15 protein-coding genes are annotated in these 15604 nt (G+C 43.9%); 6 read left to right on the plus strand and 9 right to left on the minus strand.

What is annotated here, in order from left to right:
* Positions 1–188 precede the first annotated feature (188 nt).
* The 3 genes from QGN29_RS03210 to thrS form a co-directional block, all read right to left on the minus strand.
* Complete coding sequence (locus tag QGN29_RS03210; protein ID WP_310799231.1) at positions 189–971, minus strand: helix-turn-helix domain-containing protein; 783 nt, start codon at positions 969–971, stop codon at positions 189–191.
* Positions 972–1184: 213 nt separating this feature from the next.
* Complete coding sequence (gene infC / locus QGN29_RS03215) at positions 1185–1721, minus strand: translation initiation factor IF-3 (RefSeq protein ID WP_310800020.1); 537 nt, start codon at positions 1719–1721, stop codon at positions 1185–1187.
* Between the two features lie 164 nt (positions 1722–1885).
* On the minus strand, positions 1886–3862 hold the full coding sequence (gene thrS / locus QGN29_RS03220) for a threonine--tRNA ligase (protein WP_375164670.1): 1977 nt from the start codon (positions 3860–3862) through the stop codon (positions 1886–1888).
* Positions 3863–4018: 156 nt separating this feature from the next.
* Here thrS and QGN29_RS03225 point away from each other — a divergent pair, with 156 nt between their 5' ends.
* Positions 4019–4771, plus strand: coding sequence for an alpha/beta fold hydrolase (locus tag QGN29_RS03225; RefSeq protein ID WP_310799233.1), 753 nt, complete (start codon positions 4019–4021; stop codon positions 4769–4771).
* Positions 4771–5424 (plus strand): endonuclease III, encoded by a 654-nt coding sequence (nth, locus tag QGN29_RS03230; protein WP_310799234.1) that lies wholly within the window; start codon positions 4771–4773, stop codon positions 5422–5424. Before QGN29_RS03225 ends, nth begins: the two co-directional genes overlap by 1 nt.
* 6 nt (positions 5425–5430) lie before the next feature.
* Here the strand turns inward: nth and QGN29_RS03235 are convergent, their stop codons facing one another.
* A complete protein-coding gene (locus QGN29_RS03235; RefSeq protein WP_310799235.1) occupies positions 5431–5835 on the minus strand; it encodes an HIT family protein in 405 nt (134 codons plus the stop codon).
* A gap of 209 nt (positions 5836–6044) precedes the next feature.
* Between QGN29_RS03235 and QGN29_RS03240 the strand changes: the two genes are divergently transcribed.
* Together QGN29_RS03240 and QGN29_RS03245 are read left to right on the plus strand one after the other, a co-directional pair.
* Complete coding sequence (locus QGN29_RS03240) at positions 6045–6944, plus strand: CPBP family intramembrane glutamic endopeptidase (protein ID WP_310799236.1); 900 nt, start codon at positions 6045–6047, stop codon at positions 6942–6944.
* A gap of 9 nt (positions 6945–6953) precedes the next feature.
* Positions 6954–7121 carry a DUF1674 domain-containing protein gene (locus QGN29_RS03245; protein ID WP_310799237.1) on the plus strand — a complete coding sequence of 56 codons (168 nt, stop codon included), beginning with the start codon at positions 6954–6956 and terminating at the stop codon, positions 7119–7121.
* A gap of 13 nt (positions 7122–7134) precedes the next feature.
* Here the strand turns inward: QGN29_RS03245 and QGN29_RS03250 are convergent, their stop codons facing one another.
* Both QGN29_RS03250 and QGN29_RS03255 read right to left on the minus strand, forming a co-directional pair.
* Positions 7135–8940, minus strand: a complete 1806-nt coding sequence (locus QGN29_RS03250; protein WP_310799238.1) for a hypothetical protein — start codon at positions 8938–8940, stop codon at positions 7135–7137.
* 98 nt (positions 8941–9038) lie between these two features.
* Entirely contained in the window at positions 9039–10697 is a 1659-nt protein-coding gene (locus QGN29_RS03255) for an ATP-binding protein (RefSeq protein ID WP_310799239.1), read from the minus strand.
* A gap of 168 nt (positions 10698–10865) precedes the next feature.
* Between QGN29_RS03255 and QGN29_RS03260 the strand changes: the two genes are divergently transcribed.
* Together QGN29_RS03260 and QGN29_RS03265 are read left to right on the plus strand one after the other, a co-directional pair.
* A complete protein-coding gene (locus QGN29_RS03260) occupies positions 10866–12095 on the plus strand; it encodes an MFS transporter (protein WP_310799240.1) in 1230 nt (409 codons plus the stop codon).
* A gap of 82 nt (positions 12096–12177) precedes the next feature.
* Positions 12178–13194 carry a DUF481 domain-containing protein gene (locus QGN29_RS03265; protein ID WP_310799241.1) on the plus strand — a complete coding sequence of 339 codons (1017 nt, stop codon included), beginning with the start codon at positions 12178–12180 and terminating at the stop codon, positions 13192–13194.
* A 24-nt stretch (positions 13195–13218) separates the two neighbouring features.
* Here the strand turns inward: QGN29_RS03265 and QGN29_RS03270 are convergent, their stop codons facing one another.
* The 3 genes from QGN29_RS03270 to QGN29_RS03280 form a co-directional block, all read right to left on the minus strand.
* Complete coding sequence (locus QGN29_RS03270; protein ID WP_310799242.1) at positions 13219–13638, minus strand: secondary thiamine-phosphate synthase enzyme YjbQ; 420 nt, start codon at positions 13636–13638, stop codon at positions 13219–13221.
* Positions 13639–13642: 4 nt separating this feature from the next.
* Positions 13643–14044 carry an Hsp20 family protein gene (locus tag QGN29_RS03275; protein ID WP_310799243.1) on the minus strand — a complete coding sequence of 134 codons (402 nt, stop codon included), beginning with the start codon at positions 14042–14044 and terminating at the stop codon, positions 13643–13645.
* A 64-nt stretch (positions 14045–14108) separates the two neighbouring features.
* Positions 14109–15452 carry an SPOR domain-containing protein gene (locus tag QGN29_RS03280; protein ID WP_310799244.1) on the minus strand — a complete coding sequence of 448 codons (1344 nt, stop codon included), beginning with the start codon at positions 15450–15452 and terminating at the stop codon, positions 14109–14111.
* Between the last annotated feature and the right edge of the window lie 152 nt (positions 15453–15604).

A 15604-nucleotide genomic window follows, 5' to 3' on the forward strand; every position in this document is an offset into this window, starting at 1 on the left:
CGAATTAGGTATTGAAGAAGGTATGATATATATCCTGACATTGTTGACTAGACCGTCAACACGTCACATATGACATCATTGAAAATGTAGAAATGCACCAAAGTATTTTGATGTTTAAAAAATATAGACTACCTAAAAGACTTTAGCCAGTCTTATCTCGTTTACTGAGTTGCTATCACGTGGTTGTGTTACCAACGGCGACTGATAAAAAAGCTCGCTAGCCCGCCGACAAAAAGCATGAGGCCAAAGGCCAGCATACCGACAATCGGGTCTGTAGTACGATAGCGTTTGGAATGAATTAAATTATAACGGCGATAAACCCCTGCCTTTTCTTGTTCCTTTACAGGAATATCATAATATTCACCGCGGTACTGCCATGTCTTGGTCACATGATAATCAAGACGAGTTGATAAAGGTTTCATTTTCAATCTATCTCTTTCAGAGGAGGGCGCGGGGCCTGGCCCTATGCCCTGCAATTCCATTGTGACTTTGCCACCCGTTTGCATGATCCGCTTAAAATCAGAAAAACTCGGCATCTCTGCGAAAATATATGGTGATTCCTTTTGCTGGATCACCCCTTTGCTTTCGTAAGTATGCTTGACTTGAACGTCGTGAAGCGGAGAAAAGGCGTAGCCCATAAAGAAAACACCCGTCATTACGGCAACCAATCCGGTGATTAGCCAACGTCGTCTACTCTTCTCAGATTTGGTTCGACTGCGCATGATGAAGTCACGCACCAAGACAATTTCTTGTAATTTCTCCAGCTCGCTATCATCCACGGCCTCGCCAAGCTTTTTAAGATCAAACTCATAGCAAGCCATTAATTGCTCGAATGTCTCTGTACTGGGAATGGCCTTTCCATTTTCCAGTTTCGATAAATAGGACTGTTCAATCCCAATCGCCTCTGCGGCTTGGGGCTGCGTCCATTCGCGAGCTTCCCTCTCTTTTTTTAGAAATAATCCAAATTTCATTTTATTATCCTCGTTTGCGTCACTCGGGATATCTTCCCTGTATGATGCTCCTCAATCCACTGAGAAACAAGGATATTCTTATCTATTCCTCTCAGGACTACAAGATGAATATATCTGTATAATCAAGAATAAAATGGTCTTTGGGCAACGATAAAAAGAATAAAGCCGCCTGAAAATCAGACGGCTTTAATAATGTGGATATTTTTTAAAGGCTTATTTCGGGCCCAAGATCATCATCATCTGACGACCTTCCATTTTTGGACGAGCCTCGATTTTCGCATCTTCTTTCATTTCTTCTTCAACACGTTTCAAGACTTCCATACCCAGTTCTTGGTGCGCCATCTCACGACCGCGGAAACGAATGGTCAATTTCACCTTATCGCCTTTTTCAATGAACTGATGAACCTTTTTCATCTTCACATTAAAGTCATGCACGTCAGTGTTTGGACGCATTTTAATCTCTTTGACTTCAACGGTTTTTTGCTTTTTACGTGCGGCAGAAGCTTTCTTTTGCTGCTCATATTTGAATTTACCATAGTCGAGAATTTTACAGACAGGGGGCGACACATTGGGGGATACTTCTACAAGGTCCAGACCCGCATCACGAGCCATATCCATTGCTTTACGAATATCTACAACGCCAACATTATCTCCATCTGCTCCGATCAGGCGCACTTCCGTTTCCCTGATGTCTCTGTTTACGCGAGGACCGCCTTTTTTAGGTGCCCCAGCAAATTGCTGATTACGTATATCTGTCTCCTATTTCTTATTCAGACTATGGTTTAGAAAGCCAAAACGACTCTCTTGCTTTATATTAAACATATAACCCCCGAAAAATCGAGTAAATTCAGGGGTTACGGCAAGATAACAACAAAACATCCGTCGTTATCATTCATACTGTGACGTTCAGGCAACTAAGCCTTTAAGTCTGGCGCTGTACCCTCAGAGACAAGACTTGCAATCACTTCGTCCAATGCAATCACTGTATTGTCTTTAGATCCTAAGCGACGAACAGACACTGTTTGCTGCTCTGCTTCACGAGCACCACATACCAAAATTGCAGGGACTTTTGCATGACTATGTTCGCGCACTTTATAGTTAATCTTCTCATTGCGAATATCTAATACAGCACGGATACCAACAGCCTTCAATTTCTCAACCACTTGCTCAGCATAGTCGTTAGCCTCGCTTGTAATGGTTGCCACGGCCACTTGAGTAGGGGCAAGCCAAAGCGGGAAGCGTCCGGCAAAGTGCTCAATCATGATACCGATGAAACGCTCTAGTGTTCCAAGGATCGCACGGTGCAACATCACTGGGCGTTGGCGCGAGCCATCTTCAGCAACATAAGTTGCATCCAACCGCTCAGGCAGAACAAAATCAAGCTGCAAAGTACCGCACTGCCACGTTCGTCCAATTGCATCGCTCAGGTGGAACTCAAGCTTTGGACCGTAAAAAGCCCCTTCTCCAGGGGCATAATCAAAATTAATGCCCGCTTCAATCAACGCTTTTTCCAAGCCACCCTCAGCCCGGTCCCATGTCTCATCTGTCCCGGCTCTTTTTTCAGGGCGTGTTGCCAGAAGAACTTTAAATTCAGGGAATCCAAGATCTTGATATACACGCGAGAGTAAATCACAGAAACCGACCGCTTCCTCTGTTATTTGATCTTCCCGGCAGAAAATATGGGCATCATCTTGCGTCATTTGACGAACTCGCATCAACCCATGCAAAGCACCGTGCGCTTCATTCCGGTGACAGCACCCAAATTCTGCAAATCGAATTGGTAAGTCTTTATAGGAGCGAATACCCTGCTTAAAGACTTGAACGTGTGCAGGACAGTTCATAGGCTTCAACGCCATCAACTTAGATTTACCAGAAAGAACAGGACCCTCATCCTCAATATTTGGGACTTCATCAGGCACGACAAACATATTCTCACGGAATTTATCCCAATGACCTGACTGCTCCCAGAATTTACTATCGAGAATTTGCGGTGTTTTAATCTCTTGATAGTCAGCATCACGCAGGCGACGGCGAATATATCCTTCAAGCTCTAACCATACTTTATAGCCTTGAGGGTGCCAAAAAACAGATCCTTGCGCTTCTTCTTGCAAGTGGAACAAGTCCATCTCGCGGCCCAGTTTACGGTGATCGCGCTTTTCTGCTTCTTCCAACCGGGTGAGATAAGCGCGTAATTCTTTTTTATCGGTCCAGCATGTTCCGTAAATGCGGGTTAGCATTTCATTTTGGCTGTCACCGCGCCAGTAAGCGCCAGCGACTTTCATCAATTTAAAATGCTTGCCAAGCTTGCCTGTTGACGGCAAATGCGGTCCTCGGCACAGATCCTTCCATTCCCCTTGACGGTAGATTGTGACATCTTCACCGGCTGGAATGTCTGAAATGATCTCAGCTTTATATGTTTCTCCTATGGATTTGAAATGGGCAATGGCTTCATCGCGGTCCCAAATCTCACGGGTAATTTCTTCATCACGCGCAACGATCTCATGCATACGCTTTTCAACTTTTTCCAAATCCGCTTCTGAAAAAGGTGTCTTAAAAGCAAAATCATAGAAAAATCCATCCTGAATATTGGGCCCTATAGTTACTTGAGTCCCGGGATACATCTCTTGCACAGCTTCAGCAAGAATATGTGCACAGTCGTGGCGCAAGATATCAAGAGCATCATCACCGTCACGGGCCGTTAGGATAGAAACATCACTGTCTTCTGTAATTTCACGAGATAAATCCCACAGCTCGCCGTTCACATAAATCGCAAGCGCAGCTTTGGCAAGGCCTGGCCCAATGTCTTCTGCAAGCGCCGTACCCGTCACTGTGCCGGTAAGCGTGCGCACACTTCCGTCAGGCAGTTTCAGATTTACAGCGTTCGATGACATGTCACTCATGATCTTGGTCCTCTTGATTGCATTTAAAATATACCCTAGCGAGTTACCCATTGAACCAAGGGAAGTCAAGGCTTAAAGACCCGATCAATGCTTGATTGACACAATTTAGCTTGATAGTGTCAATGAAAAACCACTGAAGGAATAAAAATGACTACGCCAACATATCTTGAGACTGCGCATGGTACTCGCCTTGCTTATCATAAAATAGATGGTCGCGGGCCTGGGGTTATTTGGTGTGGCGGATTCATGTCAGATATGGACGGTGGCAAAGCGATAGAGCTTGAAAACTATTGCAAGACGACTGGGCGGTCTTATGTGCGCTTTGACTATCAAGGACACGGCCATTCTGACGGTGCTTTTGCTGATGGGACTATCGGTCTTTGGCATCAAGACACCCTGGCTATCTTAGATCAGCTTACACAAGGTCCTCAAGTACTTGTTGGATCGTCAATGGGCGGGTGGATTTCTCTTCTTACCCTAAAAAAGAGACCAGGGCGCGTTAAAGGGTTTGTTGGCATTGCCTCAGCACCTGATTTCACCCCGCGACACTGGGCAGAGCTCACACAAGCACAACAACAGGACGTATTGACTAAAGGGCGCGTTCTTATACCTAGCGACTATGGTCCTGATCCCTATGTTTTCACTAAAGACTTATTTGATGATGGTTGGGCAAACCGCGTTATGAACGGCCCCATCCACACAGATATACCCGTTCGTCTCATTCAAGGCACAGCAGATCCGGATGTGCCTTGGGTAACTGCGCTTGACATCGCCCATGCAATCACAGGGGAGAATGTAGAGGCAATTCTTGTTCCTGAGGGAGATCACAGGTTGTCACGAGATGTGGATTTGAAACGCTTGGTTCGAATTGTTGACAGTGTTTGTCAGGAGATCAGCTAATGGCTGGAAAATACAGTAAACTGAACAAAGTCCAAATTTTAGAAATGTTTGCGCGCTGGGCAGAAAATAATCCTGCTCCTCGCACTGAGCTTGAGTATACAAATACCTATACACTGTTGGTTGCTGTGGCCTTATCTGCGCAGGCAACAGACGTGGGCGTCAATAAGGCAACCCGCGCCTTATGGCCTGTTGCTGACACCCCACAAAAAATGCTCGACCTAGGACTTGAGGGCCTGAAAGACTATATCAAAACCATTGGGCTTTATAACTCTAAAGCCGCAAATGTCATGAAGATGGCTGACCTACTTGTGAAAAACCATGACGGGGAAGTGCCCAGAACTGCTGAAGAACTAACGGCATTGCCTGGTGTGGGGCGAAAAACTGCTGATGTGGTATTAAATGAAGCTTTTCATATTCCGACCATCGCAGTGGATACCCATATTTATCGGGTATCAAACCGCACAGGGCTCGCCCCGGGCAAAACCCCCGATAAGGTGGGAGATAGTCTTTTGAAAGTAGTCCCCGAAGATTTTAAGCTCCATGCCCATCACTGGTTAATCTTGCATGGCCGTTACATCTGCAAAGCACGTAAACCTGATTGCGCTAAATGTAATCTTTCAGACATTTGCAAGTATAAAGATAAGACTTCATAAGCGTCATTACGATCCAAGAACTTTTTTCATGCCTGCGATCCAATCTTCAAGATCGCCGTCAGGATAGGCTGCTTTTGGATAATCCCACATGGTGCGCGGCCAACAAGGATCCCCTTCAAATCGTGCTACAATATGAATATGCAACTGACTGACCATATTGCCCATAGATCCGACATTAATTTTTGTGGCTTCAAAGGCGGTTTTTAACCGTTTTGATACTTCTGATATTTCTTGCATCAGTTGGGCTTGCTGAGGCTGGCTCAAATCGAACAGTTCAGTGGCCCCTGGGACACGCGGCACCAGTACGAGGCGTGGAAAATTTGCATCCCTGAGCAATAGAACAGTGCAGAGGTCTAATTCCATAAGAGGGATACACTCATTTGCGAGCTGTGAATTCAGAATAAATGCCATAAAATAAGGGTTCCTCTCTTGACCATTGAACGCTTTATCGCAATTCATGCACAGATCATAGCGAAACTATTCACTTTGGTTCAAGCATTTTACTATTTTGCTAGCATAGGAATGAATATTTTGCTTCTATAGATAAAATAAAAAATACCGAATAAAGAATTAGCCAACAAAACCTTGAATACCTGAGGATGAACAACGGGGCACAAAGCATGACAACTGTCGGTCAAAGTGATTTATTACCAGATCAGAAGGTATGGAAAGCAATTGGGCTCTTTTTAGGGCTGACTGCACTTTTCTCTCTGCCTGCTTATTATATGGCGATCGAATTGGCACGCCACACTTATTACTATGTTTTTATGATGTGGATGCCCGGCCTCGCTGCACTTGCAACTTGCAAAATCATGGGCCTTTCCATCAATTCTCTAGGCTGGAAACTCGGAGATGCAAAATGGTCATGGCGGTCCTATTTTCTGCCTGTTTTATATGTGAGTATAGCCTATTTCATTGCCTATAGTTTCGAATTTATTAAGCCATCGGGATCTGGCACTCTCACTTATCTGCAAGATAGATTTGGGTTGGTGGGCTGGTCTGCAGAGCTCTCAATCGCCTTCTTCATCTTCATCCTTCTTACAGTCGTATTTGTTAGAACGTTGGCCCATACATTGGGCGAGGAAATTGGATGGCGAGGCTTTTTGGTCCCCCAGTTGATGCGTAAATTTGGTTTCGCAATGACCAGTTTAATCTCTGGATTAATCTGGGCGCTTTGGCACTTCCCTGTACTACTTTATGGCAATTATGCTAACGAAAACTTATGTTTATGCTTCGATAATAGTCGCATTTGGGCCTATATTTCTATGCTGGTTTTCATAAGCTTCCCACTCACATTTTACCGCCTTAAATCTGGCAGCCTCTGGCCTTCTGTAATTTTCCATGCAATGCATAATGTCATGGTCTACCATTTATTTGAAAGCATGACCAAAACCACCAAGAGCGGTAAAATTTGGGTAGGTGAATTTGGTTGGCTCTTGCCTCTTATCACCGGCGTTATTGCTCTCTATTTCATTAAACGAGCAAAAGAAGAAAATTTTGATCAGAAACTTGGATCCTAGGACTGCGCGATGACCAATGAAAAACCTATGACTGCCACTCAAGACGAACCTGATACAAAAACTGAAAATTCTGAAGAATCCCACCCAAAACCACCCAAAGAAATTGGGGGCTATAAAGGACCTGAACCCACGCGTTATGGGGATTGGGAAAAAAAAGGATTGATTTCAGATTTCTAATAGACCGTATCTTTTACCAAAGATCCTCGGAAGCCTTTTGACCATATAACTCCGATTTCGAGATTAGATCCTCAATATCGACATCCTCAGCCTCGCCGCCGCCTTCTTCCACAAGGAACCCTAAGTCAGAAAGATTACTCAATTGGGCTTCTTTTACTTTTTCACGAAGCTCTAAAATGAGTTTATCGTGCTCCTGTTCATCGAAGCCCTCTAAATATTCAGCAACAAAATCTGTTTGATTGAAATAATGCTGAACCATATGACTGACCGAGGTACGTGCAATTCCTTCCGTAAAAGTATCGGAGATCAACATGTCCAATAGCCTCAAGACTTTTTCGCGCAGGGTTCCTTCAACTTGATTAAGCTTTGAAAGCATATCAGATTTTTTCATGATCTGCTTGCAGAAGGAATCTAATTTTTCAGATATCTTGCGCTTATGCATCTCATTAAAGCGCGCCTTAATCACCCGTTTTTGAATCGCAGTAATCAGCTGCATGCCGCCAATCAGGTTATGTTTGGTCCGAGTCATTTGCGCTTCATTTTCTGGGGTGGACAACAACGGCAGTAGATAGTTAGCAATTTGTCTTACAGAGCTCTGCCCGATGGTCACACGTTCCAAATCTAACAAAGCATTTGCCCGGTCAAAGGCGGATTCATAATCTGCTAGATATTCAGCGATCGCTTGGCTATTGATGAGACGGGACTGACGTTCAGCAATTTTATCTTCCATGTCCACAAAGCGGGCCGTAGCTTCGGCTAAATAGGCCAAGGCTTTGTTCAATTGGAAGAGAACTTCAAATTGTTCTTTGACTGTCCCTCCTTCAACAAGCGGTTGTCCAATATTCAGCTCACTTCGCAACTGATTATTCAAGACTTGCGCAGTTTCCGGTAAATGCTCCAGTCGAATGAATTTATTCAATAACATAACATCATCAGAAAATTTAATGTCTAGCATCGCTGCAGCTTGATCCAACTTTCCTACGGACCAATAGGCCAAAGATATTAATATTGCCCCGCGACTTTCACATTTCTCAAGAACTTGACTGAGCAGGCCTCTAAACATAAGCAATTCAGAAATAATTTGATCAAAAATCTTCAAAACCCAATCCGGTCTTTTGGCCGATAAGAAAACAACAATACGCCCAATTTTATCTTCTAGGGTCACGGCGGGTTCAAGATAGTTCGTAATGCTGGCCGTTAATAAATATTGTTTATTGGGATAGGACTTCAATGTTTCGATAAGAGGTCGTAAGCGCCCCATCTCCAGATTGGGCACATCTTTTTGATTCTTCTTAATGGTCTCTACGGCTGAATCAATTACTTTATAGAGTTTTCGCATGCGTTCTTGAATAGACTCTGGCGAATCTTCATAGGCAACTGCCGTCCGTTGAACAGCATTTTGAAGCCGCGTTCCTGCATTATACAATCGATTATAGTGGTTCCACGAGTGTAAAAGTTCTGTAGGGGTGATCCGCCATTCGCTGAGGCTATTGTGCATCAACTCCCAAATTGAGGCGCGTCCTCCTGCACTATACAGACTATCAGGAGTCAAACAGGGCGTAACCGATTTAGATTCATCATATTTTGATATTTTACGAACGGCGCCCCGCAGTAATATTTCAACAGAGGAAAAAGTTTTTTCTTGGGGATTAAAGCTTTCTTTTAATACTTTGACAGCCGTATATCGTCTTGCTTTCCAAATTTTTTCCGCGGATGCTTCTGCCTCTTTTCGATCATGTTGAATATCCACAACTGTCCATGAGCTGCCTCGCTGCCCAAGGATTTCATAATGTGAATTCGTTTTTCCAGAAGCGACCATACAATCCTCAGGCTAAATACTTGATACTTAACTATAGGATGTTCCAACGCTGATGACAATAGATTCACATGGTAGAAGGCTGAGTTAAAAGAACTTTATTAGCGTATACCCCGCCTCCAAGCTCTCAATGTTTGATGGATCGTATTATGCGTGTCTGGTAAATCATGACGCCACAAAGAGGCAAAATCAAGATCATTAGACGCGGGCTGGTATGGTATATCTAAATAATCCAAACGCACGCGCAAGGGACATGCACTGCCTTCTCCAGAGACAAGACATTCTTGATTTTGCAAGCTAGGCAACAGCCTCAAGAAATGAGAAGCCCCCTCTGGCATGGTATTTTCAACAAATTTTCTGTCTCTTTCATTATTCATCCGCATGGATATGACTGTCCCGCACTGGGATAAAATTGCCTCAGAAAGATCTGATGGTCGTTGACTAACCAGCCCTAAAGAGACACCGTATTTACGGCCCTCTTTGGCAATTCGCTCCAGTGATTTTCTTGCAGATTGCAATCTTTTGTCGCCACTTGAATGATGCGGTACATAGCGATGTGCCTCCTCACACACGAGAAGAAGAGGGGTTGAAGCCCCAGCTTTGCGGCTCCACATCGAGAAATCAAAGACCAATCGAGAGATGAGAGAAACTACCACATCTACAATTTCACTCGGTATCCCAGAAAGATCTAAGGTACTGACAGGCCGGCCTTCCACAGGAAAGCGAAGCAATCTACTTACTAAATCGTGGAGGCTATCCTGAACAAGAAGACCAGAAAACATAAAAGCAAAGCGTCTGTCTGAACGGAGTTCTTCAATCTTAGCCTTTAATCTTAGATAAGGCTGGGTATTTTCGGCCTTTTCCAAACGGCCAATCTCTTCTTCCAGTGCCCGCAACAAATCTGTCAGTTTATAAGGAATTGGAGTATCAACAGTGAGACGAGAGAGGCTATGTTCTGCAGCGGAGGCCTTTCTGGCTGAAAAGAGACACCGCTTCAGTATATCAATATCACTATCCCGATCTGTCAGTTCTCTGCCAACGAAAATTTCTATATGCTCTTCAAAATTCATCAGCCAGTATGGAAGCGATAAATTCTCAGTGTTGAAATGTTCGCCCATGGTTTCAAATGATTTCGCATACTCATTATGGGGATCCAAAATGAGCACATGAGCCTGAGGGCAACTTTCCACAAGTTTATGAATCATCAGCGCAAGTGTACAACTTTTACCACTGCCCGTACTCCCTAGGACAGAAAAGTGACGAGATAAAAGTTTTTCTATGTTCAACATCGCAGGCACATCGGGGCTAGGATAGACTGTTCCGATCCTTATACAATCATGGCCTGACTGCTGATACAAATGCCGTTGATCTTCGTCAGAAGCGAGATAAACAGGGGCATGAACTGCAGGGAAGGTATCAACCCCTCGCGCAAACACTCCATCTTGGATAGCGCCGACAAAGGTCATGGCCAGCTCAAGGGCCTGTCCTGCCTCACGCGTGCGAATACTTAAGATAGAAGCAAAAACCCACCCACCGCTGATTGGGATTTTCATGGTTGCCCCAATATTACATTTTTCCGAAATTGACGCATAGCAGGCTAAGTCATCCTGCACGGCAGCCGTTAAATCGGCTGGCGAAACAGATTCTATCCGGGCAATTGGGCTAGAAAAATGCTGGCTCTGCACAGTTTTTTCTGAAACAGTTGGTGTGATTTTTTCACTTTCATAGGTGGCTGGATTACGGCTCTCTGTCTTAAACATTTTACATCTCACTCTTACAGAAAACTTAGTATAAGCTTTTCTTCTAAGGGGGCCGAGTCATGGGTAAAAATTACTTAAAATCCTCTATTTCTCTTATTCCATATAATCATTCTTGCATTCCCTCCTAAAGCATGGAAGATACAGCACGAAAAAGCCTAAGGATCATCCATGCAAACGTTCAAATTTCTACACCAAAACAGCCGCTTTTTAAGCTTTGGTTTCCTTATGGCCTTTCTCTCAAGCTTTGGACAAACATATGTGTTTGGTGCCTATAAAGTAAATATGATGGCCGACTTAGGTCTCTCTAATAGTGAGTTTGGATTCTGGTATCTCTTGATCACCATTGGGTCTGCAGTCGGATTAAATTTCTTGGGGGGGCACATTGACCATATGCCCTTGAAGAAATGGACTCTAAGACTTGTGGTTTGCATGATAATCACGCTCTTTCTATTGTATTTCTCTCCCTTCTTCTCTTTAACAATTCTAGCCTTAATATTTATACGGTTGATCGGCCAAGGGCTCTTCGTTCACACATCGACAACGAGCATGTCTCGATATTTCTTAACGGGCAGAGGCAAGGCACTCTCTATTGCGATGCTGGGCATACCGCTTGGGCAAGCGCTGCTGCCCTATTTAGCAACTCTTACTCAGCAAGCAATGAGTTGGCAGCAAAGTTGGCTTTTAATAGGTGTAGGCTTCTTAACATTGAGCATTCCCCTCACAATGTTCTTTCTTAAAGATCATGATAAACGCCATGAGTGCTGGGTAGAAGCAACGACAACGTCCAATAGTGAACAAGAAGAGACTGCCCAACATAAAAGACGCCGCGATGTGATTAAGGATTATCGATTTTATTTACTCATACCAAATTTTCTGGCTATCCCTTTTTGGGTAACTGCTGTCTTCTTTTTTGCTTCTGATATTGCCCTCATTAAAAATATCTCTATGGCAGACTTCACTTCGCTTTATGTCTTTAATGGTGTCTCGGCCATTCTCGCACCTTTTATCATGGGAAGTTTGGTTGATAAATACGGCGGTAAACCCTTCTTATTACTTGCAGCCCCTATTCTATCCATCGCACTCCTGATTTGTATCTATATGCAATCTCTCACGGGGGCTGGCATATTCTTTTTTGTGCTGGGTTTTTCTATGGGCGTTTCAATTCCTGTGAATAATAGCGTTTGGGCGGAATTATACGGCACCCGATACTTGGGAGAGATCAAGGCTCTTTCTGTCTCAATTGTCGTCTTATCTACAGCCCTATCACCCTGGCTTATCGGTTTGTTCTTAGAAATGCAGATGTCGATTATCACAATTTTATGGGCAGGTGTAATCCACTCTCTCCTAGCCATTCCTCTTCTTATCCCTGTCATGCGCTCTGATGCACACAAAGCCTAGTATTCTCAGCATTTTTCGCTGGACCGCGAGTAGCTTTTCGATTATCAACGGAAAAAGTTAGAAGAATAAGTTAGGGATATCGATGAAAAAAGCAGTTCTTTTTTTATGTTTAGTCGGATGTTTAATGAGTGGCCGCACCTTTGCCAGTGAGATTAAACTTCTCAATATTGGCCTTGTTGACGAAAGTCTGCCCTCTGGGGTTGAAGCCATCTTAAAAACATCGCATGCAACCGGTGATAAAACGCAATTTCAAATCATTGTGTCGACACTTCAGAAAACATTTGAAGACAAAGCTGTTTATATCCTCTTGAAAGCAAATCAAATTGCACCTGAGTGGGTTAACCAGCAAGACGTCAAGGTTGCAAAGCAAACCCGCGACACGCTAGTGCGCACAGCTCAAGCAAAAAAAGAAGAAGAAGACAGTCGGATTTTTGATGCGAAACTTTGGAATATGCAAGCGGAACTTGGCGCGGGCAATACCACTGGTGATACAAGCGAGACATCCATCTCTGCAGGCCTCAGCATGAAGAGGAAATTCGGCACCAAATGGGAACATATCCTTGATTTTGATTATGACCTTAATCGCAGTAAAAACGATGCTACCGGGGAAACAGAGACGAAGAAAAAACGTTTCCGAGCAAAGCATGATTTACTTTGGCGTCCTTGGGATAAAATGTTCTTGGTAAACCATCTTGAATTTCTCTCTGATGCTTTCTCTGGATATGACCACCAAATTTTAGAAACGCTCGGTATCGGTTATCAAATCTATGACAAGTCAACCTTTAAAGCACGGTTAGATATCGGCCCTGGTCTTCGGTATAATAAATTAGACAGTGGTGTGACCGATACTGAGTTTCTTGGTCGTGTATCGGGCAATGTCTTTTGGAAAATTTCAGACAGCCTTCAGTTCAACGACACAATCTCATATTCAATGGCACAAAATTCAAACAGATTTGAGAATAAATTCAATCTTACATCTAAAATTAATAGCAGTTTAGCTGCCCGCCTTGGCTTTGATGTCAAACATGATAGCGTCGTTCCTGCTGGCACAGCTAACTGGGATACAATCGGTCGAATTACCCTGGTTTATGATTTTTAATAAGCCCTAAGCGAACCTAAAACTTCAAGTCCCTATCAAATGGCAAAAGATATGTCGGTGGTGGGGACTTTTTCTATGCTCAAATAAATAAACACCCTGCCATGTGCCCAAGATCAGCCTCCCCTCACTGATCGGTATGGTGAGGCTCACATTTGTAAGGGCACTTTTAATATGAGCTGGCATATCATCGGAGCCTTCCATCGTATGATCATATAATCGATCATCTTCTGGAGCAAGACGATGAAAAGCTCGCACTAAGTCCGATTGTACTGTTGGGTCGGCATTCTCTTGAATAGTGAGAGAAGCGCTGGTGTGCTGAATGAATAGGGTGAGTTGTCCCGTCGTCATTCCCCCTTCCGCAACAAAATTTTCACACAACGCCGTAAGATCGACTAATTCTTGGCCGTGCGTTTTAACCTGAAAGCGCTTTTGGAATTGCTTCATACTCTTATGCTCTGATGGGAATAGTTAAGACAATTTCTTCAGATTGCTTTCTGACCAAATCAATATGCAACAAACCATATTCTAAAAAAGCGTCTTTCACTTCCATCCCGTCCGCTAGAACAAATTTTCTTATAAATTGCCGAGACGCGATACCCCGGTGAATAAAGTTTTGGCTTTCCTCAGGTTTTTTTTGGCGTCCTTTAATGATGAGCTGGTTCATTTCGATCGTCAGCATGAGATCATCATCTTCAAACCCAGCGACTGCCAAAGAAATGCGCAGCTTATGATCCCCCATCTGTTCAATATTGTAAGGCGGATAACTGTCTGCGCTGCTTCGGGCTGCAGATTCTAGCATTTGCTCTAATTGATCAAACCCCAAAAGAAATGGGCTGTTAAAAGATGTCATGATTTACTCCTGCATAAAGCTGAAAGCAGTCTAGGCAGGATAGGATGATGTTGCAAGGTTTAGCTTATTGGTTTTCAGCCCTTGAGGGCAGCTTCCCTTCTGGCTTTTCTGGCGGCCTAATCCAACAATCAGTGCCACGTTCAATAAAAGCGTCGCACAATATTTTTGCTGCAGAATAATTTTCAAGCGGTCCAGCATTCAGTCGGTAATAAAATCCGCTAGGCGTAGAGTCTCGTGGACCAAAATCTTTTTCAGAACGGCGCGGGGGGATGCCTTCTAAAATGTCAGCATTTCTCTCTTTTAAGATATCCCAACCGCGAACAAGATTTTTAATAGTTCTATAGGCCCCAATTTGTACGGCCCAGCCTTCAGGCTCTAATAGAGGTGGAATAACAGGGTCTTCTTGAACAACAGGTTCAGGTAGAGGCGGGGGGGTTGGGCGAGGCTCAGGTGCCGGTTTTAGAATGATCCGCTTCGCCGCTTCAATTCTATTATCATTGTTGGCCAATTTCATATTTGCGCTTTCACGGCTATCCCATGCAGGATCAACAGCTCCTGAAACCAGTGCCCGCATTCTATAGTCAATGGGCAGCGCTTTAATCTCTTGGTAAAATAGAAACGTATCAGTGAGGGTTTCCTGATCAAGGTCAATACGGCCAATCGCATGAGCTTTCTCATCCTCACCTTGCATTAAATAAGCGAGAGCAAGGTTTTGTCGATCTCTCGGATCAGCCTGCTCTGTATCAACCAAGGTTTCTAATATCTCTATAGCCGCACCTTCATTGTCTGAAAGGGCTTGAACCAAGGCCTTATTTGAGAGAGTTTCTCTATCCTGTGATCGAACTTTCAGGGCCATATCAAAACTGTTTAATGCACTAGAAATATTTCCCATTGCAGCAAAAGTTACCCCGCGGGCACTTCTTGGACGTGGATCGCCGGTTAATCGATTAGACGCCTCTGAGAATGCAGCCAGTGCTTCATCATACCTTCCCAAGGCAAGCCACGACTTTCCTAAGGTATACCATGTTTCACCGTGGCCTGTGCCTGCATTTGTCACCTCTTGCAATAATTGAGCAGCTTCTTGATGTTGACCAACAGCCACAAGGGAAGAGGCAAGCGCTGTTCGCCTTTCAAGTGTATCCGATGAGGCCAGGCTATGGCGGAAAATAGGTATAGCCGCCTGATGATCGCCCTTTCGAGCCAAGATGAGTGCGGTATTATATAGGTTGCGACGATATTCTGAGGAAGAAACCTGAGGATCCTCAGTATGTGCCCTTTGCATATTAGGTTTAGCTTGCCGAAGTGCTGTCACATCTGCATTATCAAACGACGGTCCAGAGAGCCCACTGCAGCCACTTACAAGAGGGACAAAAGCAGAAATTACGACTAATTTTCCAATATTCAGCATACTAATCACCATATTTTCATCAGAATCAGAGGTAAAGATATGCCTGAAGCACCGCTAGAAGCCAATAAATGGCAAAATTTTTAATTGGCTTTTCAACAAGTTCGATTAAAATTTTAACTAGGTGTTCCTGTTACTCTTCACGTATAAGAGAA

The sequence above is a fragment of the Temperatibacter marinus genome, assembly GCF_031598375.1.
Taxonomy (GTDB): Bacteria; Pseudomonadota; Alphaproteobacteria; order Sphingomonadales; family Kordiimonadaceae; genus Temperatibacter; species Temperatibacter marinus.